The sequence below is a fragment of the Kitasatospora sp. NPDC058063 genome (genome assembly GCF_042885395.1).
GTDB classification, from domain to species: Bacteria; Actinomycetota; Actinomycetes; order Streptomycetales; family Streptomycetaceae; genus Kitasatospora; species Kitasatospora lactacystinica.
In genome coordinates, this window is sequence record NZ_JBHVSD010000011.1 from 74,961 (window position 1) to 99,607 (window position 24,647).

The window sequence follows — 24,647 nt, forward strand, 5'->3', positions numbered from 1 at the left end:
CCCGCGTGAAGCGCCACCTCGTCTCCGCCGCCGATCTCAGCCGCGACGACGCGCTGCTGATCCTGGACACCGCCGAGGAGCTCGCCCAGCTCTCCGGCCGGGCCGTGAAGAAGCTGCCCACGCTGCGCGGCCGCACCGTCGTCAACCTCTTCTTCGAGGACTCCACCCGGACGAAGACCTCCTTCGAGGTCGCCGAGAAGCGCCTCTCGGCCGACGTCATCAACTTCTCCGCCAAGGGCTCCTCGGTCTCCAAGGGCGAGAGCCTCAAGGACACCGCGCTGACCCTCCAGGCGATGGGCGCCGACGCGGTGGTCATCCGCCACCACGCCTCCGGCGCGCCGGCCCGGCTGGCCCAGTCCGACTGGCTGCACGGCAGCGTGATCAACGCCGGTGACGGCACCCACGAGCACCCCACCCAGGCGCTGCTCGACGCCTTCACCATGCGCCGCCACCTCAACCCGGGCAGCGCCAACGACCTGGCCGGGCGCCGGGTGACCATCGTCGGCGACGTCCTGCACAGCCGGGTCGCCCGTTCCAACGTCCACCTGCTGAACACCCTCGGCGCGCAGGTCACCTTCGTCGCCCCGCCCACGCTGCTGCCGATCGGGGTCGAGAACTGGCCCTGCGAGATCAGCTACGACCTCGACGCCGTGCTGCCCAAGACGGACGCGCTGATGATGCTGCGGGTGCAGCGCGAGCGGATGAACGCCGCGTTCTTCCCGACCGAGCGCGAGTACAGCCGCCGCTACGGCATGAACGGCCGCCGGATGGCCCAGCTGCCGGACCACGCGATCGTGATGCACCCCGGCCCGATGGTCCGCGGCATGGAGATCACCGCCGAGGTCGCCGACTCGCCGCGCTGCACCGCCATCGAGCAGGTCGCCAACGGCGTCTCCGTCCGGATGGCCGTCCTGTACCTGCTGCTCGGCGGAGCCACCCTCGCCGACACCGCCCGCACCGACTCCGTGGAGACCGCCCAGTGACCAGCTACCTGATCCGCAACGCCAAGATCCTGGGCGGCGCCCCGCAGGACCTCCACCTCGCCGACGGCGTGATCCAGGAGATCGGCACCGGCCTGACGGTCGAGGCGGACATCGAGATCGACGCCACCGGGCTGATCGCCCTGCCCGGCCTGGTCGACCTCCACACCCACCTGCGCGAGCCCGGCCGCGAGGACGCCGAGACCGTGCTCACCGGCACCCGGGCCGCCGCGATGGGCGGCTTCACCGCCGTGCACGCGATGGCCAACACCACCCCGGTGGCCGACACCGCCGGCGTGGTCGAGCAGGTCTGGCGGCTCGGCCAGGAGTCCGGCTACTGCGACGTGCAGCCGGTCGGCGCCGTCACCGTCGGCCTGGAGGGCAAGAAGCTCGCCGAGCTCGGCGCGATGCACGAGTCCGCCGCGGGCGTCCGGGTCTTCTCCGACGACGGCAAGTGCGTGGACGACGCGGTGCTGATGCGCCGCGCCCTGGAGTACGTCAAGGCCTTCGACGGCGTCGTCGCTCAGCACGCCCAGGAGCCGCGGCTGACCGAGGGCGCCCAGATGAACGAGGGCCAGGTCTCCGGCGAGCTCGGGCTCGGCGGCTGGCCGGCCGTCGCCGAGGAGTCGATCATCGCCCGCGACGTGCTGCTCGCCGCGCACGTCGGCTCCCGGCTGCACGTCTGCCACCTCTCCACCGCCGGCTCGGTCGAGATCGTCCGCTGGGCCAAGTCCAAGGGCTGGGACGTCACCGCCGAGGTGACCCCGCACCACCTGCTGCTCACCGACGAGCTGGTCCGCACCTACGACCCGGTGTACAAGGTGAACCCGCCGCTGCGCACCGCTGAGGACGTCCAGGCGCTGCGCAAGGCGCTGGCCGACGGCACCATCGACGCCGTCGCCACCGACCACGCGCCGCACCCGGCCGAGGACAAGGACTGCGAGTGGGCCGTGGCCGCGATGGGCATGGTCGGCCTGGAGACCGCGCTGTCGGTCGTGCAGCAGACCATGGTCGACACCGGCCTGCTGAACTGGGAGGCCGTCGCCGACCGGATGTCGCACCGCCCGGCCCGGATCGGCCGTCTCAGCGGCCACGGCCGGCCGATCTCGGTGGGTGAGCCCGCCAACCTGGTGCTGTTCGATCCCGCGTACCGTGGAGCCGTGAACCCGGACAGCTTCGCCACCCGCAGCCGCAACACCCCCTACAAGGGCCTGGACCTGCCCGGACGGGTGCACGCCACCTTCCTGCGCGGGCGCGCCACCGTGCTGGCCGGGGAGCTCGCCGAGCAGGGCGGCACGGAGTGATGCTCCACGCCACGCTCGCCCAGGAGCAGGCGAAGGTCACCGACTGGCCCGGCTACATCGGCTGGTCCGTCGGCCTGCTGATCGTGATCGGCCTGATCTACTGGCTGATGCGCCAGGGCTGGAACTGGCGGCGCACCCTGCAGTCCGGCATCCCGCCGCTGCCGGCCGTGCCGGACCGCGCCGGGCGCACCATCCTGGAGACCAGCGGCCGGTACCACGGCACGACCACCGCCGGGAACTGGCTCGACCGGGTCGTCGCCCACGGCCTGGGCACCCGCAGCCGCGCCGACCTCACCCTCGGCGAGAACGGCCTGCTGGTGCAGCGCCCCGGTGACGTCGACTTCTGGATCCCGGCCGAGCACCTGACCGGTGCCCGCACGGACTCCGGGATCGCCGGCAAGGTCGTCCCCTCCGGACTGCTCGTCGTCAGCTGGGCCCACGAGGGCACCGAGCTGGACTCCGGCTTCCGGGCCGACCACCCCGACGAGCACGCCGCCTGGGTCGAGGCGATCGCTCAACTCGCAACACGTACGAAGACGAAGACGGAAGAGGCCGCGCAATGACCGCACCTGCCCCCACCACGCAGCGCCAACGGCGGGAACGAGTGCCTGCCGTGCTCGTCCTGGAGGACGGCCGGACCTTCCGCGGACAGGCCTACGGCGCCATCGGCGAGACCTTCGGCGAGGCGGTCTTCAACACCGGCATGTCCGGCTACCAGGAGACCCTCACCGACCCGTCGTACCACCGCCAGGTGGTCGTGATGACCGCCCCGCAGATCGGCAACACCGGCTGGAACGACGAGGACGACGAGTCCAAGCAGATCTGGGTCGCCGGCTACGTCGTGCGCGACCCCGCCCGGGTCGCCTCCAACTGGCGCTCCCGCCGCTCGCTCGACGAGGAACTCGTCAACCAGGGCGTCGTCGGCATCAGCGGCATCGACACCCGCGCGCTGACCCGCCACCTGCGCGAGCGCGGCGCGATGCGCTGCGGCATCTTCTCCGGCGAGGCGCTGGCCGACCCGGCCGCCCTGCTCGCCCGGGTGCAGCAGTCGCCCGAGATGAAGGGCGCCGACCTGTGCGCCGAGGTCGCCACCACCGAGCCGTACGTGGTGCCCGCGATCGGTGAGAAGCGCTTCACCGTCGCCGCGCTGGACCTCGGCATCAAGGCGATGACCCCGCAGCGGATGGCCGAGCGCGGCATCGAGGTGCACGTGCTGCCGGCCAACTCCACCCTGGAGGACGTCTACGCCGTCAACCCGGACGGCGTCTTCTTCTCCAACGGCCCGGGCGACCCGGCCACCGCCGACCACCAGGTCGCCGTCGCGCAGGGCGTGCTGGAGCGCAGGACCCCGTTCTTCGGGATCTGCTTCGGCAACCAGATCCTCGGCCGCGCCCTGGGCTTCGGCACCTACAAGCTCAAGTACGGCCACCGCGGCATCAACCAGCCGGTGCAGGACCGCACCACCGGCAAGGTCGAGGTGACCGCCCACAACCACGGCTTCGCCGTGAACGCCCCGCTGGACAAGGTGAGCGACACCCCCTACGGGCGGGTCGAGGTCTCCCACGTCTGCCTCAACGACGACGTGGTCGAGGGCCTGCAGGCGCTCGACGTCCCCGCCTTCAGCGTGCAGTACCACCCCGAAGCGGCCGCCGGTCCGCACGACGCCGCCTACCTGTTCGACCGCTTCGTGAAGCTCATGGAGGGCCAGCGTGCCTAAGCGCAGTGACATCAAGTCCGTCCTGGTGATCGGCTCCGGCCCGATCGTGATCGGCCAGGCCGCCGAGTTCGACTACTCGGGTACGCAGGCCTGCCGGGTCCTCAAGGCCGAGGGCCTGCGGGTCGTGCTGGTCAACTCCAACCCGGCCACGATCATGACCGACCCGGAGATCGCCGACGCCACCTACGTCGAGCCGATCACCCCGGAGTTCGTCGAGAAGATCATCGCCAAGGAGCGCCCCGACGCGCTGCTGCCGACCCTGGGCGGCCAGACCGCGCTCAACACCGCGATCTCGCTGCACGCGGCGGGCACGCTGGAGAAGTACGGCGTCGAGCTGATCGGCGCCGACGTCGAGGCGATCAACAAGGGCGAGGACCGCGAGCTCTTCAAGGGCGTCGTCGAGGCCGTCAACGCCAAGATCGGCCACGGCGAGTCCGCCCGCTCGGTCATCTGCCACACCATGGACGAGGTGCTGGCCGGCGTCGACACGCTCGGCGGCTACCCGGTCGTCGTGCGCCCCTCCTTCACCATGGGCGGCGCCGGCTCCGGCTTCGCCCACAACGAGGAGGACCTGCGCCGCATCGCCGGCCAGGGCCTGACCCTCTCGCCGACCACCGAGGTGCTCCTGGAGGAGTCCATCCTCGGCTGGAAGGAGTACGAGCTGGAGCTGATGCGCGACAAGAACGACAACGTCGTGGTCGTCTGCTCCATCGAGAACTTCGACCCGATGGGCGTGCACACCGGTGACTCGATCACCGTCGCCCCGGCGATGACCCTCACCGACCGCGAGTACCAGATCCTGCGCGACATCGGCATCGCCGTCATCCGCGAGGTCGGTGTCGACACCGGCGGCTGCAACATCCAGTTCGCGGTCGACCCCGAGGACGGCCGGGTCATCGTCATCGAGATGAACCCGCGGGTCTCCCGCTCCTCGGCGCTCGCCTCCAAGGCCACCGGCTTCCCGATCGCCAAGATCGCCGCCAAGCTGGCCGTCGGCTACACCCTGGACGAGATCCCCAACGACATCACCGAGCAGACCCCGGCCTCCTTCGAGCCGACCCTCGACTACGTCGTCGTCAAGGTGCCGCGGTTCGCGTTCGAGAAGTTCCCGAGCGCCGACGCCACCCTGACCACCACCATGAAGTCCGTCGGCGAGGCCATGGCCATGGGCCGCAACTTCCCCGAGGCGCTTCAGAAGGCGCTGCGCTCGCTGGAGAAGAAGGGCTCCCAGTTCTCCTGGACCGGCCCCGTCGGCGACAAGGCGGAGCTGCTGGCCAAGGCGGTCGTGCCGACCGACGGCCGGATCAACACCGTGATGGACGCCGTCCGGGCCGGCGCCACCCCGGAGGAGGTCTTCGAGTACACCAAGATCGACCCGTGGTTCGTCGACCAGCTCTTCCTGCTGGACGAGATCGCCGGCGAGCTGGCCGAGGCCGCCGAGCTCACCCCCGACCTGCTGCGCCACGCCAAGCGGCACGGCTTCTCCGACCAGCAGATCGGCGAGATCCGCGGCCTGAAGCCGGACGTGGTCCGCGAGGTGCGCCACGCCCTCGGCATCCGCCCGGTGTTCAAGACCGTCGACACCTGCGCCGCCGAGTTCGCCGCCAAGACCCCGTACTTCTACTCGTCCTACGACGAGGAGAACGAGGTCGCCCCGCGCACCAAGCCCGCCGTGATCATCCTGGGCTCCGGCCCGAACCGCATCGGCCAGGGCATCGAGTTCGACTACTCCTGCGTGCACGCCTCCTTCGCGCTCGCCGAGGCCGGGTACGAGACCGTCATGGTCAACTGCAACCCGGAGACCGTCTCCACCGACTACGACACCTCCGACCGGCTCTACTTCGAGCCGCTCACCCTGGAGGACGTGCTGGAGATCGTCCACGCCGAGCAGCAGGCCGGCCCGCTCGCCGGTGTGATCGTCCAGCTCGGCGGCCAGACCCCGCTGGGCCTGGCCCAGGCGCTCAAGGACAACGGCGTGCCGATCGTCGGCACCCAGCCCGAGGCGATCGACCTCGCCGAGGAGCGCGGCGCCTTCGGCCGCGTCCTGCGCGACGCCGGCCTGCCGGCCCCCAAGCACGGCACCGCCTTCTCCTTCGAGGAGGCCAAGGCGATCGCCGACGAGATCGGCTACCCCGTGCTCGCCCGCCCGTCCTACGTGCTCGGCGGCCGCGGCATGGAGATCGTCTACGACGAGGCCTCGCTCGCCTCCTACCTGGAGCGCCACGCCGGCCTGATCTCCGAGCACCCGGTGCTCATCGACCGCTTCCTCGACGACGCGGTGGAGATCGACGTCGACGCGCTCTACGACGGCACCGAGCTCTACCTCGGCGGCGTCATGGAGCACATCGAGGAGGCCGGCATCCACTCCGGCGACTCCGCCTGCGCGCTGCCCCCGATCACCCTCGGCGGCCACGACATCAAGCGCCTGCGCACCTCCACCGAGGCCATCGCGCGCGGTGTCGGCGTCCGCGGTCTGATCAACATCCAGTTCGCCCTCTCCGGCGACATCCTCTACGTGCTGGAGGCCAACCCGCGCGCCTCCCGCACCGTCCCGTTCACCTCCAAGGCGACCGCCGTGCCGCTGGCCAAGGCCGCCGCCCGGATCTCGCTCGGCGCCACCATCGCCGAGCTGCGCGCCGAGGGCCTGCTCCCGGCCGAGGGCGACGGCGGCACGCTGCCCGCCGACGCGCCGATCGCGGTCAAGGAGGCCGTGATGCCGTGGAGCCGCTTCCGCGACATCCACGGCCGCGGGGTGGACACGGTGCTCGGCCCGGAGATGCGCTCGACCGGCGAGGTCATGGGCATCGACAGGGTGTTCGGCACCGCCTACGCGAAGGCGCAGTCCGGCGCGTACGGCGCGCTGCCGACCAAGGGCAAGGTCTTCGTCTCGGTGGCCAACCGGGACAAGCGCAACCTGGTCTTCCCGGCCCGCGCGCTGGTCAACCTCGGCTTCGAGGTGCTCGCCACCGCCGGCACCGCCGAGGTGCTCCAGCGCGGCGGCATCCCGTCCACGCTGGTGCGCAAGCACAGCGAGGGCGAGGGCCCGAACGGCGAGCGGACCATCGTCCAGCTGATCCACGACGGTGAGGTCGACCTCATCATCAACACGCCGTACGGCACCGGCGGCCGCCTCGACGGCTACGAGATCCGCACCGCGGCCGTGGCCCGCGCGGTGCCCTGCCTGACCACCGTCCAGGCGATGGGCGCGGCCGTGCAGGGCATGGACGCGCTGCTGCGCGACGAGGTCGGGGTGATGTCGCTCCAGGAGCACGCCGAGCTGATCAACGCCGGCCGCAAGTAGCACCACCGCAGTGGGGGGCACCGGAACAGCCGGGTGCCCCCCACTGCCATGACCGCCCCGCCCGCCACCCACCGCCACCCTTCCTCCGACGGGCGGCGCCCGCGCCCGTCTGCTCTCTCCGCTCCGGGAGTTGAACCACCCTTGTACAAGCTTCTGTTCGACCTGGTCTTCAAGAAGATGGACCCCGAGAAGGCCCACCACCTCGCCTTCTTCTGGATCCGCCTCGGCTCCTCGGTGCCCGGCCTGCGCACCCTGGTGCGGCTGGTGCTCGCCCCGCGCGACCGGGCCCTGCGCACCCGTGCCCTCGGCCTCGACCTGCCCGGCCCGTTCGGCCTGGCGGCCGGCTTCGACAAGAACGGCGTCGGCATCGACGGCCTGTCGATGCTCGGCTTCGACTACGTCGAGATCGGCACCGTCACCGGCGAGCCCCAGCCCGGCAACCCGGCGCCCCGGCTGTTCCGCCTGGTCGAGGACCGCGCGCTGATCAACCGGATGGGCTTCAACAACCAGGGCTCGGCCCGGGTCGCGGCCCGGCTGGCCGCCCGCCCGCACACCAGCTCCACCCCGGTGATCGGCGTCAACATCGGCAAGACCAAGGTGGTCGAGGAGGCCGACGCCGTCGCCGACTACGTGAAGTCCACCGAGCGGCTGGCCAAGTACGCCGACTACCTGGTGGTCAACGTCAGCTCGCCGAACACCCCCGGGCTGCGCAACCTCCAGGCCGTGGACCACCTGCGGCCGCTGCTCGCCGCCGTCCGCGAGGCCGCCGACCGCAGCACCGCCCACCGGGTGCCGCTGCTGGTCAAGATCGCCCCCGACCTGGCCGACGAGGACGTCGACGCGGTCGCCGACCTCGCGCTGGAGCTGGGCCTGGACGGCATCATCGCCACCAACACCACGATCGGCCGCGAGGGCCTGCGCACCGACGCCGGGCGGGTCGCGGAGATCGGCATGGGCGGCCTGTCCGGCGCCCCGCTCAAGGCCCGTGCCCTGGAGGTGCTCCAGCGGCTGCGCGCCCGCACCGAGGGCCGGCTGACCCTGGTCTCGGTCGGCGGCATCGAGACCGCCGAGGACGCCTGGCAGCGGATCGTCCACGGCGCCGACCTGGTCCAGGGCTACAGCGCCTTCATCTACGAGGGCCCGTTCTGGTGCCGGCGGATCCACAAGGGCCTGTCCGCCAAGGTCCGCGCGGGCGGCTTCCGCAGCCTGGCCGACGCCGTCGGCAGCGCCGTGCGCAGCTCCTGAACCCCCTCCTCACCCCTCCGGAAAGAGACGACATGACCCTCGCCCCGTTCGGCGCCCGGCTGCGCCAGGCCCTCGACACCCGCGGCCAGCTCTGCGTCGGCATCGACCCGCACGCCTCCCTGCTCGCCGCCTGGGGGCTCGGCGACGACCTCGCCGGGCTGGAGACCTTCAGCCGCACCGTGGTCGAGGCGCTGGCCGACCGGGTGGCCGTGCTCAAGCCGCAGGCGGCCTTCTTCGAGCGCTTCGGCAGCAAGGGCGTCGCGGTGCTGGAGAAGACCGTCGAGGAGGCCCGGGCGGCCGGCGCGCTGGTCCTGATGGACGCCAAGCGCGGTGACATCGGCTCCACCATGGCCGCGTACGCCGAGGCCTTCCTTTCGCCGGGCAGCCCGCTGTTCTCGGACGCGGTGACGGTCAGCCCGTACCTGGGCTTCGGCTCGCTGCGCCCGGCCCTGGACCTGGCCCGGGAGCAGGGCTGCGGCGTGTTCGCGCTGGCGCTCACCTCCAACCCGGAGGGCGCCGAGGTGCAGCGCGCGGTGGGCGCGGACGGCGAGCCGGTCGCGGCCTCGGTGCTGCGCCAGCTGGCGGCCGAGAACGAGGGCGCCGCGCCGCTCGGCTCCTTCGGCGCGGTGGTCGGCGCGACGCTGGCCGACGCGGGCGTGGAACTGGCCATCAACGGCCCGCTGCTGGCCCCCGGGATCGGCGCCCAGGGCGCGACCATGGCCGATCTGCCGCGGGTGTTCGGCGCCTCGGTGATCAACGTGGTGCCGAGCGTCAGCCGGGACGTGCTCAAGCACGGCCCCTCGGTGCCGGCGCTGCGGGAGGCGGCGGAGCGCTTCGTCGGCGAGTTCGCGGACGCCGTCAAGTAGCGGAACCCGTCCTTCAGGTAGCCGTGCGGTGACCCTGCGGAGTGTCCGCAGGACCGCGCGGTGGCCGCGGAAGAGACGTGAGCGCCGTCACATCGGCACCGCCAAAGTCTCGCAATCGCGGTCATTTTGCCCTGGAAAGTCCTGGTCGGCCTTGGCTGACCAGGACTTTTCGTGTTCTTTTCCTGACGTGGCGCCGCAATCCGGGTAGTGTCCGGCGATAGGTCATCGGCGAGCCGCTATTTCCGTGGCTCCCGCAGGTCAGGGCCTTGTGGTTCCCCTTGCGGACGGTGTCCTCGGTACCGAACCAGTCCTAGCTCAATCCATCCATCCACACCCTGAGGTGAACGGCGTGGCCCTTCCGCCCCTTACCCCTGAACAGCGCACCGCCGCGCTCGCCAAGGCCGCCGAGGCTCGCCGGGAGCGCGCCGAGGTCAAGAACCGGCTCAAGCACTCCGGCGCCTCCCTGCACGAGGTGATCAAGGCCGGAAAGGCCGACAACGACGTCATCGGCAAGATGAAGGTCTCGGCTCTGCTGGAGTCCCTTCCGGGCGTCGGCAAGGTCCGTGCCAAGCAGATCATGGAGCGCCTCGGCATCAGCGAGAGCCGGCGTGTCCGCGGCCTCGGTACGAACCAGATCGCTTCCCTGGAGCGGGAGTTCGGCGGTGGCGCCGCCTGACCGTGCCCCCGTGGTCCCAGGATCCTCCGCGATCCGGGATAATCGGTGCATGAGTGAGCGTCCGCGGCTGACCGTGCTCTCCGGCCCTTCGGGGGTCGGCAAGAGCACGGTCGTCGCTCATATGAGGAAGATGCACCCCGAGGTCTGGCTCTCGGTGTCGGCGACGACCCGGCGCCCGAGGCCGGGCGAGAAGAACGGGGTCCAGTACCACTTCGTCGACAACGACGAGTTCGACAAGCTGGTCGCCAACGGCGAGTTGCTGGAGTGGGCCGAGTTCGCCGGGAACCGTTACGGGACCCCGCGTGCGGCCGTGCAGGAGAAGCTGGAGCGCGGTGAGCCGGTGCTCCTGGAGATCGACCTCCAGGGCGCCCGGCAGGTGCGCGAGTCGATGCCCGAGGCGCAGCTGGTCTTCCTGGCTCCGCCGAGCTGGGACGAGCTGGTCCGCCGGCTGACCGGCCGGGGCACCGAGCCGCAGGACGTGATCGAGAAGCGGCTGGAGGCGGCCAAGGTCGAGCTCGCGGCCGAGCCCGAGTTCGACACGACCCTTGTCAACACCTCCGTCGAGCAGGTAGCGGCCGAACTGCTAGCCTTGCTCGGTGTAGCCTGACCTGTCTGTCTTTTCCACCCTTTCGGAAGGTTTTAGCGTGTCCTCTTCCATGACCGCGCCCGAGGGCATCATCAACCCGCCGATCGACGAGCTGCTCGAGGCCACCGACTCCAAGTACAGCCTCGTGATCTACGCCGCCAAGCGCGCGCGCCAGATCAACGCGTACTACTCCCAGCTCGGCGAGGGCCTGCTGGAGTACGTCGGCCCGCTGGTCGACACCCACGTGCACGAGAAGCCGCTGTCGATCGCGCTGCGCGAGATCAACGCGGGCATGCTGACCGCCGAGGCGATCGAGGCTGCCTGAGGCAGTCGCAGAATTTCGGAAGGGCCCGGCGGAATCGTTTCCGCCGGGCCCTTCGGCATTCCCGGTGGTCCTCGGGTGTTCCCCGACGGCCCGCCCTTCGGCGCTCGCCGGCGACCCTCCGGTGTTCGCCGGAGGGCAGGGCGCGGTGCGGGGGTCGACCGGGGGGCCGTAGGGTGGGCGCGTTCGCGGCACGGCCGCGACGCGTTCCCGATGCGTTCCCGAGGCGGAGAGAGGCCGGTAGATGACCCTGAGTGCGGACGCCCCCCGCGTGGTCCTCGGCGTGAGCGGCGGGATCGCCGCGTACAAGGCGTGCGAGCTGCTGCGCCGCTTCACCGAGTCCGGCCACCAGGTCACCGTCGTGCCGACCGCCGCCGCGCTGCACTTCGTCGGCGAGGCGACCTGGGCGGCGCTGTCCGGCCGCCCGGCCGCCACCGAGACCTGGGAGCGCGTGCACGAGGTGCCGCACGTGCGGATCGGGCAGCAGGCCGACCTGGTGGTGGTCGCCCCGGCCACCGCCGACCTGATCGCCAAGGCCGCCCACGGCCTCGCCGACGACCTGCTCACCAACACCCTGCTCACCGCCCGCTGTCCGGTCGTGGTGGCGCCCGCCATGCACACCGAGATGTGGGAGCACCCCGCCACCCGGGAGAACGTGGCCACGCTGCGCCGCCGGGGCGTGATCGTGCTGGAGCCGGCCGTCGGGCGGCTGACCGGCAAGGACACCGGGAAGGGCCGGCTGCCCGAGCCGTCGGCGATCTTCGAGGCCTGCCGGGCCGTGCTGCGCCGCGGCGGGGCGGTGCCGACCGACCTGGCGGGCCGGCACGTGGTGGTCTCGGCCGGCGGCACCCGCGAGCCGCTGGACCCGGTGCGCTACCTGGGCAACCGGTCCTCCGGCAAGCAGGGCTACGCGCTCGCCGTGACGGCCGCGGCGCGCGGGGCCCGGGTGACGTTGCTCTCGGCCAACGCCGAGCTGCCGGACCCGGCCGGGGTGGACGTGGTGCACGTGTCGACCGCGCTGGGGCTGCGCGAGGCGGCGCTGAAGGCGGTCCAGGACGCGGACGTCGTGGTGATGGCCGCGGCGGTGGCGGACTTCCGGCCCGCCGAGTACGCGACCGGCAAGATCAAGAAGGTCGAGGGCGTCGAGCCGGCGCCCGTCGCCCTGGTCCGCAATCCGGACATCCTGGCCGAACTGTCGGCCCACCGGGCCCGTTCGGGTCAACTCGTGGTGGGTTTCGCGGCGGAGACCGACGACGTGCTCGCCAACGGTCGGGCCAAGCTCGCCCGCAAGGGCTGTGACCTGCTCGTGGTGAACGAGGTGGGCAACGGCAAGGCCTTCGGCGCGGACGTCAACGAGGCCGTGGTGCTGGGCTCGGACGGCAGTGAGACGGCCGTTCCGGTGGGCCCGAAGGAGGCGCTCGCGGACGTGGTCTGGGATCTGGTCGCAAAGCGGCTGGAAACGGGCGGCAACTGATCGGAACCGCTCGCGCGGCGGTCGAGAATTCCTGAAGCGGGTGACGTTCGGCGGAACCAGACCGTTAGACTCCAGGAATCAAGTCTTTCCGGAGTTCCCCGGGTCGCCCCGGGGAACTTCAGTCAGCAGCCGCTGCAACCCCAGGGAGCGCTGTGTCTCGCCGCCTGTTCACCTCGGAGTCCGTGACCGAGGGACACCCCGACAAGATCGCTGACCAGATCAGCGACACCATCCTTGACGCTCTCCTGCGGGAGGACCCGACGTCCCGGGTCGCCGTGGAGACGCTCATCACCACCGGCCAGGTGCACGTGGCCGGCGAGGTGACCACCAAGGCGTACGCGCCGATCGCCCAGCTCGTCCGGGACAAGATCCTGGAGATCGGCTACGACAGCTCCAAGAAGGGCTTCGACGGCGCCTCCTGCGGCGTCTCGGTGTCCATCGGTGCCCAGTCGCCCGACATCGCGCAGGGCGTCGACACCGCGTACGAGGCCCGTGTCGAGGGCGACGAGGACGACCTGGACAAGCAGGGCGCCGGTGACCAGGGCCTGATGTTCGGCTACGCGTCCGACGAGACGCCCGAGCTCATGCCGCTGCCGATCACCCTGGCGCACCGCCTCTCCCGCCGCCTGACCGAGGTGCGCAAGAACGGGACCATCCCCTACCTGCGCCCCGACGGCAAGACCCAGGTCACCATCGAGTACGACGGCGACAAGGCCGTCCGCCTGGACACCGTCGTCGTCTCCACCCAGCACGCCAGTGACATCGACCTGGAGTCGCTGCTCACCCCGGACATCCGCGAGTTCGTGGTCGAGCCGGAGCTGAAGGCGCTGGCCGAGCAGGGCATCAAGCTGACCACCGAGGGCTACCGCCTGCTGGTCAACCCGACCGGCCGCTTCGAGATCGGCGGCCCGATGGGCGACGCCGGCCTCACCGGCCGCAAGATCATCATCGACACCTACGGCGGCATGGCCCGCCACGGCGGCGGCGCCTTCTCCGGCAAGGACCCGTCCAAGGTGGACCGCTCGGCCGCGTACGCGATGCGCTGGGTGGCGAAGAACATCGTCGCCGCCGGCCTCGCCCGCCGCGCCGAGGTGCAGGTCGCGTACGCGATCGGCAAGGCCGAGCCGGTCGGCCTGTTCGTGGAGACCTTCGGCACCGAGACCGTGCCGGTCCTCACCATCCAGAAGGCCGTCTCCGAGGTCTTCGACCTGCGTCCGGCCGCGATCATCCGCGACCTGGACCTGCTGCGCCCGATCTACTCGCAGACCGCGGCGTACGGCCACTTCGGCCGTGAGCTGCCGGAGTTCACCTGGGAGCGCACCGACCGGGTGGAGCAGCTGAAGGCCGCCGTCCAGGACTGACGTCCGCGGCTCGTCGCCAGTGGCGCGCGCCCGTGGCCCGTGCGCCCGCGGCCCGTGCGCCCGTAGCGCCCGAAGCGGCGCCCGCCCCCGAACGGGGGTGGGCGCCGCTTCGTGCATTGTCGGTGTGACCTGGTAGTACTTGGTGGCGATGAGCAGCACAGGGGAGAACGGGGCCGCCGAGCCGGAGCAGCTGGCGTTCATCCGGGAGACGGTCAAGCGGGCCAAGCCGCGCACCTGGCACGGGGCCAAGCGGGCCGAGCACCTGCCGGTGGCCCGGGTCGTGGTGGACAAGGGCGTGCTCACCATCGACAAGCTCTTCGACTACGAGGTGCCGGCCGCCATGGCCGAGGAGGCCCAGCCCGGGGTGCGGGTGCGGGTGCGGTTCGGGGCACGGGTGGTGAAGGGCCAGCGCGAGGGCGGGGAACTGCACGACGGGTTCATCGTCGCCCGGCTGGAGAAGAGCGACTTCGCCGGACCGCTCGCCCCGCTGGCCCAGGTGCTCTCGCCCGAGCCGGTGCTCACCCCGCAGCTGCTGCGGCTGTGCCGGACCGTCGCCGACCGGTACGCCGGGACGCTGGCCGACGTGCTCCAGCTGGCCGTCCCGCCCCGGCACGCCAAGGCCGAGGCCGAGCCCTCGCCGCCGCCGCTGCCACGCCCGGCCGCCCCGGCCCCCGGCGGCTGGCAGCGCTACCCGGCCGGGCCCGACTTCCTCGCCGCGCTCGCCGGGGGCGGCGCGCCGCGCGCGGTCTGGGCGGCGCTGCCCGGCCCCGGCTGGCCGTACGAGATCGCCCGGGCGGTGGCCGCGACCCTCGCCGGCGGGCGCGGCGCGCTGGTCGTGCTCCCGGAGGGGCGCTCGGTGGCCCGGGTCGATCAGGCGCTGACCGAACTGCTCGGCCCCGGGATGCACGTGGCGCTGGAGGCCGACCTCGGCCCGCGCGAGCGCTACAAGCGCTGGCTCGCGGTGAGCCGCGGCTCGGTGCACGCGGTGATCGGGACCAGGGCCACCATGTTCGCGCCGGTCCGGGACCTCGGGCTGGTCGTCGTCTGGTCGGACGGGGACGGCAGCCACAGCGACCCGCGCGCCCCGCACCCGCACGTGCGCGAGGTGGCGCTGCTGCGCGCCGCCGAGGAGGGCGCGGCGGTGCTGCTCGGCGGGCACGCGGTGACGGTGGAGGGCGCCCAGCTGGTCAGCACCGGCTGGGCGCGCCCGCTGGTCGCGGACCGGGAGACGGTGCGGCAGGTCGCGCCCCGGGTGCGGACCGTCACCGACCAGGACCAGCACCGGGACGCCGCCGCCCAGGCCGCCCGGCTGCCCTCGGTGGCCTGGGAGGCCGCCCGGGAGTCGCTGGCCGCCGGGCACCCGGTGCTCATCCAGGTGCCCCGGCGCGGCTACGTGCCCCGGCTGGCCTGCGGGCGCTGCCGGACCCCCGCGCGCTGCCGGCGCTGCGAAGGGCCGCTGGAGGCGCCCTCGGCGGACGCCCCGCTGTGCTGCGGCTGGTGCGGGGAGGCGGAGAACGACTGGCACTGTCCCGAGTGCGGGTCCTTCCGGCTGCGGGCCCAGGTGGTCGGGGCCCGGCGGACGGCCGAGGAACTCGGCAAGGCGTTCCCGCGCCTCCCGGTGCGGACCTCGGGCCGGGAAGCGGTGCTCACCACCGTGCCCGACGAGCCCTCACTGGTGATCTCCACACCCGGTGCGGAGCCGGTCGTGGAGGGCGGCGGCGGGTACGGGGCTGCGCTGCTGCTGGACGGCTGGGCGCTGCTCGGCCGGCCGGACCTGCGGGCGGGGGAGGAGACGCTGCGGCTCTGGCTCGCGGCGGCCGCGCTGGTGCGGCCCTCGACGGACGGCGGGACGGTGGTCGTGGTGGCCGAGCCCTCGGCCCGTCCGGTACAGGCGCTGGTGCGCTGGGACCCATTGGGGCACGCCGGGCTGGAGCGGGACGAACGGGCCCAGCTGCACTTCCCGCCGGTCTCCCGGATGGCCTCGGTGAGCGGGACCCCCTCGGCGGTGACGGACCTGCTGAACCTGATCCGGCTGCCCGAGGGGGCGGACGTGCTCGGGCCGGTGCCGGTACCGGCGCTGCGGGGGGAGGAGCAGGAACGCGCGCTGCTGCGGGTGCCGCCCGGGCAGGGGGCCGCGCTGGCGGCGGCGCTCAAGGCGGCGCAGATCGCGCGGATCGCGCTGCGGACGGCGGAGCCGGCGCGGGTGCGGGTGGATCCGACGGACATCGGCTGAGCGGCGTCGGCCGGGGGCTGGTCGGGGCCTGGTCGGAGGCGGGGGCTTGGTCGGGGGCGAGGGTGGTGGGCGGGTGGGGCGGGGTGAGTGGGCCACCCCGCCCCGGACGGCCCGGCTGCGGCGGCTCGGTCAGCCGCGCAACGGGATGCCGGGTCGGTCCGCCTGGGGGCGGTCGGCGGGGGTGCCGCGGTCGGGCGTGCCGCGGTCGACGGGGGTGCGCTCCATCGGGCCGCGGTCGATCGCCGTCCGGTCGATCGTTGCCCGCTCGATCGCGGTCCGGTCCATCGTTGCCCGCTCGATCGCGGTGCGGTCCATCGTGCTGCGCTCCAGGGCGCCGCGGTCCAGGCTGCTGCGGTCCAGGCCGCCCTGGCGGGCCGCCGGGACGGTCGTGGCCAGACCGGTGCGCTCGACGGCCGGGGGCAGCTCGTCGACGCGGTCCGGGCGGCTCTGGCCAGGGACGCCACCGCTCGCGGCGAGGAGCTCGCTGGTCGGGCGGCGCATGCCGTAGCGCCGGTGCACGGCCTGCTTGGTGACCCCGAGGGCGGAGCCCACCGAGTCCCAGGAGAAGCCCAGCGCCCGGTCGAACTCGACCGCCGCCGCCACCAGGGTCTCCACGCTTTCCCGCAGTTCCTGCGCCAGGCGCACGGTCGGCGCCGGCGCCCGCCCGTACACCACGAAGCCGGCCGAGGTGCTCGGTCGGCGCGGACGGTAGACGTTGCCCAGTTGAGCGGTGAGCGTCCGCAGCGCGTCGACCTGCCGCCTCACCCGCTCGATGTCCCGCACCAGCAGGTGCAGGCTCGCCCGCGCCCGTGCGTCGTGGTTGATCTGCTCGGCCATGGCCTACGTGCCACCTTCCGTACGGTTCGGCTCGGCCGGCACGCGGTGTCCCGTGCGCCCGGCCCGGTCAATCTCTCTTGACCAACGCCGAAGCGGGGGCCGGGGTAACGCGGCTGGGCACAGTCGGGCCGTGCCGACCGCCGATCCGGGCCCCGGGGAAGCCCCCGGCGGACGGCCGCAGGGGTTGCATAGACTGGCGGGTGAACCAGCGGCCGACCGCAGCCCGCGCCCCTACGGACAGGAGCCCGTACCCCGTGGCGATCCAGCCGATCCGTCTCTTCGGAGACCCAGTCCTGCGGTCCACCGCGAAGCCGGTGACCACCTTCGACAAGGAACTGCGCAAGCTGGTCCACGACCTCACCGACACCATGCTGGACGCTCCCGGAGCCGGCCTTGCCGCGCCCCAACTCGGCGTCTCCCTGCGGGTGTTCACGTACCACGTGGACGGCGTCACCGGGCACCTGATCAACCCGGACCTGTCGCTGAGCGAGGAGGAGCAGGACGGCCCCGAGGGCTGCCTGTCGCTGCCCGGCCTGCGCTACGACACCAAGCGCGCGTACGGCGTGGTGGCCAGGGGCTTCAACATGTACGGCGATCCGGTGACCTTGGAGGGCACACAGTTGCTCGCCCGGTGCATCCAGCACGAGACCGACCACCTGGACGGCATCATCTTCATCGACCGGCTCGACCGCGAGCAGCGCAAGGCCGCGCTGAAGGCGATCCGGGAGGCGGACTGGGACGGCGGGTCGGCTCCGGTGGTCAAGGTCTCGCCGCACAGCACCTTCGGTTCCGCCCGCTGACTTCCGCCGGTTCCGGCTGATTTCCGCTGACGTCGGCCGGGCTCGGCAGACGTCCGCCGGCTCCTCGCCGACTCCGGTCGGGTTCCGCCGGCTTCTCGAACTTCTTTTTGCAGAAAGGCCCTTGATGCGACTCGTTTTCGCCGGCACCCCCGAGGTCGCCGTTCCCGCCCTGGACGCCCTGCTCGCTTCGGACCGGCACGAGGTCGTCGCGGTGGTCACCCGCCCGGACGCTCCGGCCGGGCGCGGACGCAAGCTGGTCGCCAGCCCCGTCGCCCAGCGCGCCGAGGAGGCCGGGATCGAGGTCCTCAAGCCGGTGAAGCCGAGCGACCCGGACTTCGTCGCCCGGCTCACCGAACTCGCGCCCGACTGCTGCCCGGTGGTCGCCTACGGCGCCCTGCTGCGCCCCGGCACGCTGGAGATCCCCAAGTACGGCTGGGTCAACCTGCACTTCTCGCTGCTGCCGGCCTGGCGCGGCGCGGCCCCGGTCCAGCACGCGGTGCTGGCCGGCGACGAGGTCACCGGCGCGTCCACCTTCCTGATCGAGCAGGGCCTGGACTCCGGCCCGGTCTACGGCGTCATCACCGAGGAGATCCGCCCGGCCGACACCAGCGGCGAGCTGCTCACCCGGCTCTCGTTCTCCGGCGCGCGACTGCTCGCGGCCACCATGGACGGCATCGCGGACGGCTCCCTGCACGCCGTGCCGCAGCCGGCCGAGGGCGTCACGCTCGCGCCGAAGATCACCGTCGAGGACGCGCGGATCGACTGGAGCCACCCCGCGCTGCGGATCGACCGGGTCGTGCGCGGCTGCGCGCCGGCGCCGGGCGCCTGGACGGAGTTCCGGGGCGAGCGGCTGAAGGTCACCGGGCCGGTCCGGCTGCTGCCGGACTCCGCCGAGCTGGCGCCGGGCGAGGTCGCGATGGCGGGCAAGAACAGCGTCCGGGTCGGCACCGGCAGCCACGACGTGGAGCTGGGGGAGGTGCGTCCGCAGGGGAAGAAGGAGATGCGGGCCGCCGACTGGGCCCGGGGCGCGCGGCTGGAGGAGGGGGAGCGCCTCGGGGGCTGACGCTCCGGTTTGGCGCTACTGTTCGTTTGAGATCGATTGAGATCGCCCTTGTTCGTTCAAATCTGTTGTTCGTCCGAGTACGTCGATAACCACCGCAGCACCTTGAGGCACCTGTGACCACCCCCAGCGCCAACCGCGCCCCCCGCCCGCACCGCCGCCCGAAGAAGGACCCGGCCCGGATCGTCGCGTTCCGCGCCCTGCGCGCCGTCGACGAGCGGGACGCGTACGCCAACCTGATCCTGCCCTCGCTGCTCCGCGAGGCCGAGCAGAAGGGCATGGACCGGCGCGACGCCGCCCTCGCCACCGAGCTGGTCTACGGCACCCTGCGCCTGCAGGGCACCTACGACGCGATCATCGCCGCCTGCATCGACCGGCCGCTCGGCAAGGTCGACCCGCCGGTGCTGGACGTGCTCTCGCTCGGCGCGCACCAGCTGCTCACCACCCGCATCCCCAGCCACGCGGCCGTCTCGGCGACCGTCGAACTGGCCCGGGTGGTGCTCGGCGACGGCAAGGCCAAGTTCGTCAACGCCGTGCTCCGCCGGATCAGCGCCAACGACCTGGACGCCTGGATCGAGAAGGTCGCCCCGCCGTACGACAAGGACGCCGAGGACCACCTGGCCGTCGTCCACTCGCACCCGCGCTGGGTCGTCTCCGCGCTCTGGGACTCGCTCGGCCGCTGGCAGCCGGACGCCTCCGGGCGCACCGCGATGGAGGAGCTGCTGCGGGCCGACAACGAGCGGCCCGAGGTCACCCTGGTCGCACGCCCCGGCCGGGCCACCGTCGGCGAGCTCGCCGAGGCGCTGCCGGAGGCCGAGCCGGGCCGATGGTCCCCGTTCGCGCTGAGGCTCGCCGAGGGCGGCGACCCGGGATCGATCGCGGCGGTGCAGGAGAACCGGGCGGGCGTTCAGGACGAAGGCAGCCAGCTGGTCGCGCTGGCGCTGGCGGCGGCGCCGCTGGAGGGGCCGGACCGGCTCTGGCTGGACGGCTGCGCCGGCCCCGGCGGAAAGGCCGCGCTGCTCGGCGCGCTCGCCGCCGAGCGGGGCGCGGCCCTGGTCGCGAGCGAGAAGCAGCCGCACCGGGCCCGGCTGGTCGCGCGGGCGCTGGCCGGCAACCCCGGCCCGTACACCGTGATCGCGGCCGACGGGACGCGCCCGGCCTGGCGGTCCGGCGGCTTCGACCGGGTGCTGGTCGACGTGCCGTGCTCCGGCCTCGGCGCGCTGCGCCGCCGCCCGGAGGCTCGCTGGCGGCGCCGGCCGGCCGACGTCGCGGCCTTCGGCCCGCTCCAGCGGGACCTGCTGCGCTCGGCGATCGAGGCCACCCGGGTCGGCGGCGTGGTCGGCTACGCGACCTGCTCGCCGCACCTCGCGGAGACCCGCGCGGTCGTGGACGACGTGCTGCGGGCCGAGGACGGCCGGGTCGAGTGGATCGACGCGCGCCCGCTGCTGCCCGGCGTCCCGGCGCTCGGCGACGGGCCGGACGTGCAGCTGTGGCCGCACCTGCACGGGACCGACGCGATGTACCTGGCGCTGCTGCGCCGCACCACCTGAGGCCCTTCCGGGGTCGCCTCCCCCCGGCGGGGAGGCGACCCCGGCGGCTCGTTCCGTCAGGGATCCGCCGTCGGCCCGGGGCGGGTTGACACCGCGTCAGGCGTCGGTTTCCATGGTTCTCGTGTAGCCGCTCGGCTGCATGATCTTTGGGGGGCAGGCTTCGTCGCGTCGCGCGGCGGAGCCGGGGAAGCAACCCCACGAGACATGCGGCGCGATGCGGCTGTTCTGCGTGCTGGGCGCGTTCCCCGGCGGCTGCCCTCCCGGACCCTGGGAGACGCGCAGTGTCATCGGAGATTCAGCGGCCGCAGCGGGAACCCGCCGGCTCGGGGAACGGTGCCCGGGGATCCGGGGTGCGCCGGGTCGTGACGGACGGCCGGAAGCTCGACCTGATCGCGCTGATGGCGATCCTGGCGGTGTGCACCCTGATCTGCCTGACGGCCGGTGCGGGGGCGCTCCAGGCGGTCATCGGCGCGGCGGGCGTGCTGTTCGCCGCCTGGCGGACGCCCCGGCGGTCCGGGCGCTCCGGGCGCTCCGGGCGGGAGGGCGAGCACCGGCGCGGGCCCGACGGGCCCCACCGGTCCCAGGGGCCTCGCAGGCCGCGCGGGCCTCGCAGCCCTCGCGGGTGAGGGGGCTTGCACCTCCCGTGGGGGGAGGCAGCAGGGTGGTGCCATGAACGGCGACACGACCTACACCATCGGTGAGCTGGCCCGGCGGACGGGGCTGACGGTCAAGACCGTCCGCTTCTACTCGGACCAGGGGGTCGTGCCGCCGGCCGACCGCAACCCGGCCGGCCACCGGCGGTACGGCGCCGACGCCGTCGCCCGCCTGGAACTGGTCCGCACCCTGCGGGAGCTCGGGCTCGGACTGCCCGCGATCCGGCGGGTGGTGGAGCGCGAACTGACGCCGGCCGATGTCGCCGCCGCGCAGGCGGAGGCGATCGACGTCCAGATCCGGGTGCTGCGACTGCGGCGGGCCGTGCTCGGGACGGTGGCCAGGCTCGGGTCGACGCCTGAGGAGTTGACGCTCGTGCACCAGTTGGCCCGGCTCACGGAGGACGAACGGGGGCACCTGATCGGGGAGTTCCTGGCGGGGGTGTTCGGCGGGATCGGGGACGGCGGGATCGGGAACGGCGGGCGGTTCGCCGGCGTGGCGCGCTCGTTGACGCCGGAGCTGCCGGAGGAACCGTCGGTCGAACAGGTCGAGGCCTGGGTGGAGTTGGCGCGGCTGGCGGGGGACACCGGGTTCCGGGCGCTGCTGCGCGGGCTCGCCGAGGCCGAGGCGGCCGAGGCGCAAGCGGCGGAGGAGGTGGCCGGGGCGGTGCGGGCCGCTGCGCATGTGCCGAGGCCCGGACTGGCTGTGGCAGTGAGGGAGTTGGCCGGACCGGCGGTCGCGGCCGGGGTGGAGCCGGAGTCGGTGGAGGCGGCGGCCGTCGTCGCGGAGTTGGTGGAGCGGTACGGGCGGTGGTGCGCGGGGGCGGTGCCGGGAGATGCCGGGGCGCTGCGTGGCCGTTTGGCGGAGCGGCTGGGGGCGATGGCCGATCCGCGGTGGGAGCGGTACCTGGAGCTGCTGGCGGTGGTCAACAACTGTTATGCACCGGAGAGTTGGGCGGCCGAGGTGAACTGGGCGGTGCGCGCCGTGGCGTGAGACGGTGCGGGGGTCGGGGGCGGGTGACGGGGGTGCGGGTGCGGCTGGGGGTGCCGGAGGGTGGGGTGGGGCTATCGGCGGGCGGGGCCGGGGAAGGTGGTGAGGAAGGCGTGGGCCTGGGCGCGGAGGTGGTCGACCGGCGGGTCCTCGCAGATCACCTCCAGGCCGATTCCGGTCGCCCGGCCCAGGTCGTAGTAGGACTGGTAGGCGAGGTAGGGGCGGTGGTCGTCGGTGGGGTCGAGGCCGACGGCGAAGGTCGCGAAGTGCGGCTGCTTGTCCTCGGCCGGGGCCGAACCGGGCCGGGAGAGCTGCCATTCGAACTCGTACGGCTCGGGGTCGGCGGGCAGGTCCAGCAGCGCCTGGGCGAGCCGGCGGACCTCGTCCGGGTTCGAGAAGGGGATCGACTCCGACCAGGAGGGGGCGGAGGCGAGCAGTTCCCAGTCGTCGCCGTTGTGGCCGACGGTCAGGGCCCACTCGCCGTTCGGGTCCTGCCAGCGGCAGCTGATGATCGGGTCCACGGCGGTCAACCTCCCTGTGGCGCTGGATCGTTCGTACCTCCTCATCGTGGCACACCGGGCGGCCCGGGGGTCTCGGCCGTGAGCCGTCCTCGGGCCCGCTGCCAGGCCTCCTGGAGCGTGCGGTAGCCGAGGACGGTAATGCCGAGCTCGGTGAGCAGCCGGCGGGCCTCGGGGGAGACGAGGAACGCGTGGTCGGTGTGCCGGACGCGCCAACCGTCGTCCGGGGCGTGGCGGTTCGGGTCTTCCGTCGCGTCTGTCCTCGGGTCTGTTCTCGGGTCGGCCGTGCTGGGGTGCAGGGCCCACTCGGTGAGGCCAGGGCGGAGGGCGGCGAGCAGGCGGGCGTAGTGGGCGGGCTTGTCGTCCAGAGGGACGGTGAAGCTGTCGAGGAAGTCGTGGTCCACCACCGGCAGGCCCTGCGCGCGCAGCCTGGCGAGTGCGGGCGGCAGCCAGACCCGGACCGCCAGGCCGTACTCGGCGCCGAGGGCGAGGGTGAGGTCGAGGACGTCCTCGCGGCCGCCGTCGGCCAGGCAGTGGAAGTCGAGGTGGGTCGGGGCGAGGCCGGCCACCGCGACCGCGTCGATCTGGGCGCGGAACTCGCGCTCGACGTCGTCGAGTCGGGCCCGGGCGAGCAGTGCGGCGCGTCCGGCGGGGGTGGGGGCGAAGAACCCTCCGGAGGCGTCGAGGAGGGAAGGCACCCGGTCACGGGCGGCGAGCGGCCCCCAGCGGCGGTCCGCAGACTCGCAGACCAGCGTGAGGTGGACGCCGAAGGGGACCTCCGGGTGCCGGCGCAGCAGCCGGAGCGCGTGCGGCGCGGCGGCGCAGGGCGTCATCAGGCTGCAGGAGGCGGCGATGCCGTTCCGGATGGCGTCGACCACGGCGAGGTTGACGGACTCGTCCAGGCCGAGGTCGTCGCAGTTGAGCAGCAGGAGGCGGGCGTCGGGCGGGTGGCCGAGAAGGTGGTTGGCGGTGGGGGGTGCGGGTGAGTGCGGGGGTGCGGGTGTGGGTGTGGCGTCGGCTGCGGGCATGGACGCAGTCTGTCCCGCCGGTGGGGATGGATGCGCGGGGTTTCCGGACGACGCGGTCGGGCGGGGTGGGCGTCCGGCGGGACGGTGCGAGCGGCGGCGTGGGGCGAGCGGAGGGTGGGGCGAGCGGAGGGTGGGGTCGGTCAGTCGGTGGTGGGTGCCGGGTGCCAGGGGCGGTCGGGGCGGGTGCGGACCGGGGCGGAGGTGAGCCGCAGCGCGTACACCTCGCGGTCGGTGGCCTCGTACGGGACCTGGCCGAGGTAGGCGTGGCCGGTCAGATGGCACCAGGCGGGGAGGTCGAGCGGGGCGGCGGGGTCGGTGGTGTGGATGTGGACCACGGCGTCGGCCGGGAGGTGTGCGATCTGCGCGCGCAGCCGGAGCAGCAGCTGGACGCAGAGCAGGCCGGTGCCATCGACGGTGAGGTCGGGGGCGGCGGCGTCGGGGGTGGCGGCGTCGGGTGCGGTCATCGCGGGGTCTCCTGGGTGATGCGCCAGAGGCGGCGCGGCAGTTCGCCCTCCTCGAAGGGATGGACGTCGGTCAGGCGCCAGCCTTCGGCGAGCGCGTCCACCAGCTCGCGGGGGAAGAAGTGGACGGCGAAGCCGCCGTGCTCCCAGATGTCGTCCCCGTGGCCGGTGCCGGCGCCGTAGTGGGCGTCGCCGGTGTGGCGGACGGTGTGGACGAAGGTGCTGCCCGGGCGCAGGACCCGGCGGACCTCGGCGACGAGCGCCTCGATCTCCTCGGTGGAGAGCGCCATGCAGAGCAGCATGTGGGCGAAGACCGCGTCGACGGAGGCATCGGGAAGGGGCAGCGGGTCGCGGACGTCATGGGCGAGGACCGAGAGCCGGTCGGCCAGTCCCTGGTCCGTGGCGGCGGTGCGCAGCTGGTGCAGGGTGGTCGGGCTGAAGTCGGCGGCCAGCACGCGGAAGCCGGTACGGGCGAGGTGCAGCGCGTCGCGCCCGTGGCCGGCGCCGAGTTCCAGTACGTCCCGGGCCCCGGCGGCGGCGAACACCTCGGCGGCGTACTCGGCGGGGGCCGAGGGCCGCTCGCCGTACATGCCCGGGTTAGCGGCGTAGGTCTGCTGCCAGTGCGCGCGTTGGGCGTCGGCGAGGGCGCTTTCCAGGCCGGGCCCGGTGCCGGGGGTGTCGGTCATG

The 24,647-nt window shown here is 73.2% G+C and carries 22 protein-coding genes and 1 pseudogene; 18 read left to right on the forward strand and 5 right to left on the reverse strand.

The window, feature by feature from the left end; translation table 11 throughout:
- Positions 1-5: 5 nt before the first annotated feature.
- From ACFVUY_RS20580 to ACFVUY_RS20640, 13 genes are all read left to right on the forward strand, one after another.
- Positions 6-983 (forward strand): aspartate carbamoyltransferase catalytic subunit, encoded by a 978-nt coding sequence (locus ACFVUY_RS20580; protein ID WP_387691970.1) that lies wholly within the window; start codon positions 6-8, stop codon positions 981-983.
- Positions 980-2,284, forward strand: coding sequence for a dihydroorotase (locus tag ACFVUY_RS20585; protein ID WP_380542689.1), 1,305 nt, complete (start codon positions 980-982; stop codon positions 2,282-2,284). Before ACFVUY_RS20580 ends, ACFVUY_RS20585 begins: the two co-directional genes overlap by 4 nt.
- Complete coding sequence (locus ACFVUY_RS20590) at positions 2,284-2,847, forward strand: hypothetical protein (RefSeq protein ID WP_387691973.1); 564 nt, start codon at positions 2,284-2,286, stop codon at positions 2,845-2,847. The genes ACFVUY_RS20585 and ACFVUY_RS20590 overlap by 1 nt, the downstream gene beginning before the upstream one ends.
- Complete coding sequence (carA, locus tag ACFVUY_RS20595; RefSeq protein WP_387691975.1) at positions 2,844-4,001, forward strand: glutamine-hydrolyzing carbamoyl-phosphate synthase small subunit; 1,158 nt, start codon at positions 2,844-2,846, stop codon at positions 3,999-4,001. The genes ACFVUY_RS20590 and carA overlap by 4 nt, the downstream gene beginning before the upstream one ends.
- Positions 3,994-7,302, forward strand: a complete 3,309-nt coding sequence (carB, locus tag ACFVUY_RS20600) for a carbamoyl-phosphate synthase large subunit (protein WP_387731731.1) — start codon at positions 3,994-3,996, stop codon at positions 7,300-7,302. The genes carA and carB overlap by 8 nt, the downstream gene beginning before the upstream one ends.
- Before the next feature lie 141 nt (positions 7,303-7,443).
- Positions 7,444-8,547 (forward strand): quinone-dependent dihydroorotate dehydrogenase, encoded by a 1,104-nt coding sequence (locus ACFVUY_RS20605; protein WP_359897420.1) that lies wholly within the window; start codon positions 7,444-7,446, stop codon positions 8,545-8,547.
- A gap of 32 nt (positions 8,548-8,579) precedes the next feature.
- Positions 8,580-9,413: an orotidine-5'-phosphate decarboxylase gene (gene pyrF / locus ACFVUY_RS20610; protein ID WP_380453397.1), complete on the forward strand. Its 834-nt coding sequence runs from the start codon at positions 8,580-8,582 to the stop codon at positions 9,411-9,413.
- A 349-nt stretch (positions 9,414-9,762) separates the two neighbouring features.
- Entirely contained in the window at positions 9,763-10,089 is a 327-nt protein-coding gene (mihF, locus tag ACFVUY_RS20615) for an integration host factor, actinobacterial type (RefSeq protein WP_030056187.1), read from the forward strand.
- A 49-nt stretch (positions 10,090-10,138) separates the two neighbouring features.
- A complete protein-coding gene (gene gmk / locus ACFVUY_RS20620) occupies positions 10,139-10,696 on the forward strand; it encodes a guanylate kinase (RefSeq protein WP_359897418.1) in 558 nt (185 codons plus the stop codon).
- A gap of 37 nt (positions 10,697-10,733) precedes the next feature.
- The gene (rpoZ, locus tag ACFVUY_RS20625) at positions 10,734-11,000 is read left to right on the forward strand and encodes a DNA-directed RNA polymerase subunit omega (protein WP_030240625.1); all 267 of its coding nucleotides are present in this window, start codon (positions 10,734-10,736) and stop codon (positions 10,998-11,000) included.
- 241 nt (positions 11,001-11,241) lie between these two features.
- The gene (gene coaBC / locus ACFVUY_RS20630) at positions 11,242-12,471 is read left to right on the forward strand and encodes a bifunctional phosphopantothenoylcysteine decarboxylase/phosphopantothenate--cysteine ligase CoaBC (protein ID WP_387691981.1); all 1,230 of its coding nucleotides are present in this window, start codon (positions 11,242-11,244) and stop codon (positions 12,469-12,471) included.
- A 152-nt stretch (positions 12,472-12,623) separates the two neighbouring features.
- Positions 12,624-13,832: a methionine adenosyltransferase gene (metK, locus tag ACFVUY_RS20635; protein WP_359897416.1), complete on the forward strand. Its 1,209-nt coding sequence runs from the start codon at positions 12,624-12,626 to the stop codon at positions 13,830-13,832.
- A gap of 148 nt (positions 13,833-13,980) precedes the next feature.
- On the forward strand, positions 13,981-16,065 hold the full coding sequence (locus ACFVUY_RS20640) for a primosomal protein N' (protein ID WP_387731735.1): 2,085 nt from the start codon (positions 13,981-13,983) through the stop codon (positions 16,063-16,065).
- Between the two features lie 491 nt (positions 16,066-16,556).
- Here ACFVUY_RS20640 and ACFVUY_RS20645 read toward each other — a convergent pair.
- Positions 16,557-16,902, reverse strand: a pseudogene (locus ACFVUY_RS20645) (hypothetical protein); the annotation flags it as partial.
- A gap of 254 nt (positions 16,903-17,156) precedes the next feature.
- Between ACFVUY_RS20645 and def the strand changes: the two are divergent.
- From def to ACFVUY_RS20670, 5 genes are all read left to right on the forward strand, one after another.
- A complete protein-coding gene (gene def, locus ACFVUY_RS20650) occupies positions 17,157-17,702 on the forward strand; it encodes a peptide deformylase (RefSeq protein ID WP_359897412.1) in 546 nt (181 codons plus the stop codon).
- A 124-nt stretch (positions 17,703-17,826) separates the two neighbouring features.
- Positions 17,827-18,765: a methionyl-tRNA formyltransferase gene (gene fmt, locus ACFVUY_RS20655; protein WP_387731738.1), complete on the forward strand. Its 939-nt coding sequence runs from the start codon at positions 17,827-17,829 to the stop codon at positions 18,763-18,765.
- A 113-nt stretch (positions 18,766-18,878) separates the two neighbouring features.
- Entirely contained in the window at positions 18,879-20,312 is a 1,434-nt protein-coding gene (locus tag ACFVUY_RS20660; protein ID WP_387731741.1) for an RsmB/NOP family class I SAM-dependent RNA methyltransferase, read from the forward strand.
- Positions 20,313-20,674: 362 nt separating this feature from the next.
- Positions 20,675-20,938: a hypothetical protein gene (locus ACFVUY_RS20665; protein ID WP_387731744.1), complete on the forward strand. Its 264-nt coding sequence runs from the start codon at positions 20,675-20,677 to the stop codon at positions 20,936-20,938.
- A 43-nt stretch (positions 20,939-20,981) separates the two neighbouring features.
- Entirely contained in the window at positions 20,982-21,956 is a 975-nt protein-coding gene (locus ACFVUY_RS20670) for a MerR family transcriptional regulator (RefSeq protein WP_387731747.1), read from the forward strand.
- Between the two features lie 71 nt (positions 21,957-22,027).
- On the opposite strand, the gene ACFVUY_RS20675 is transcribed toward ACFVUY_RS20670, so the two are convergent.
- The 4 genes from ACFVUY_RS20675 to ACFVUY_RS20690 all read right to left on the reverse strand — a co-directional run bounded on the left by ACFVUY_RS20675 (position 22,028) and on the right by ACFVUY_RS20690 (position 24,646).
- Positions 22,028-22,474, reverse strand: coding sequence for a hypothetical protein (locus ACFVUY_RS20675; RefSeq protein WP_387731750.1), 447 nt, complete (start codon positions 22,472-22,474; stop codon positions 22,028-22,030).
- Between the two features lie 41 nt (positions 22,475-22,515).
- Positions 22,516-23,499 carry a ChbG/HpnK family deacetylase gene (locus ACFVUY_RS20680; protein WP_387731752.1) on the reverse strand — a complete coding sequence of 328 codons (984 nt, stop codon included), beginning with the start codon at positions 23,497-23,499 and terminating at the stop codon, positions 22,516-22,518.
- A 140-nt stretch (positions 23,500-23,639) separates the two neighbouring features.
- Positions 23,640-23,963 (reverse strand): sulfurtransferase TusA family protein, encoded by a 324-nt coding sequence (locus ACFVUY_RS20685; RefSeq protein ID WP_387731754.1) that lies wholly within the window; start codon positions 23,961-23,963, stop codon positions 23,640-23,642.
- Positions 23,960-24,646, reverse strand: coding sequence for a class I SAM-dependent methyltransferase (locus ACFVUY_RS20690; RefSeq protein ID WP_387731756.1), 687 nt, complete (start codon positions 24,644-24,646; stop codon positions 23,960-23,962). Before ACFVUY_RS20690 ends, ACFVUY_RS20685 begins: the two co-directional genes overlap by 4 nt.
- Position 24,647 lies beyond the last annotated feature (1 nt).

Bases quoted from the DNA above. Each gene is read 5' to 3' on its own strand.
- ACFVUY_RS20590 (WP_387691973.1), top strand. From the start codon at position 2,284: ATGCTCCACGCCACGCTCGCCCAGGAGCAGGCGAAGGTCACCGACTGG.
- carA (WP_387691975.1), top strand. From the start codon at position 2,844: ATGACCGCACCTGCCCCCACCACGCAGCGCCAACGGCGGGAACGAGTG.
- pyrF (WP_380453397.1), top strand. From the start codon at position 8,580: ATGACCCTCGCCCCGTTCGGCGCCCGGCTGCGCCAGGCCCTCGACACC.
- gmk (WP_359897418.1), top strand. From the start codon at position 10,139: ATGAGTGAGCGTCCGCGGCTGACCGTGCTCTCCGGCCCTTCGGGGGTC.
- coaBC (WP_387691981.1), top strand. From the start codon at position 11,242: ATGACCCTGAGTGCGGACGCCCCCCGCGTGGTCCTCGGCGTGAGCGGC.
- ACFVUY_RS20640 (WP_387731735.1), top strand. From the start codon at position 13,981: ATGAGCAGCACAGGGGAGAACGGGGCCGCCGAGCCGGAGCAGCTGGCG.
- fmt (WP_387731738.1), top strand. From the start codon at position 17,827: ATGCGACTCGTTTTCGCCGGCACCCCCGAGGTCGCCGTTCCCGCCCTG.
- ACFVUY_RS20670 (WP_387731747.1), top strand. From the start codon at position 20,982: ATGAACGGCGACACGACCTACACCATCGGTGAGCTGGCCCGGCGGACG.
- ACFVUY_RS20680 (WP_387731752.1), bottom strand. From the start codon at position 23,499: ATGCCCGCAGCCGACGCCACACCCACACCCGCACCCCCGCACTCACCC.
- ACFVUY_RS20685 (WP_387731754.1), bottom strand. From the start codon at position 23,963: ATGACCGCACCCGACGCCGCCACCCCCGACGCCGCCGCCCCCGACCTC.
- ACFVUY_RS20690 (WP_387731756.1), bottom strand. From the start codon at position 24,646: ATGACCGACACCCCCGGCACCGGGCCCGGCCTGGAAAGCGCCCTCGCC.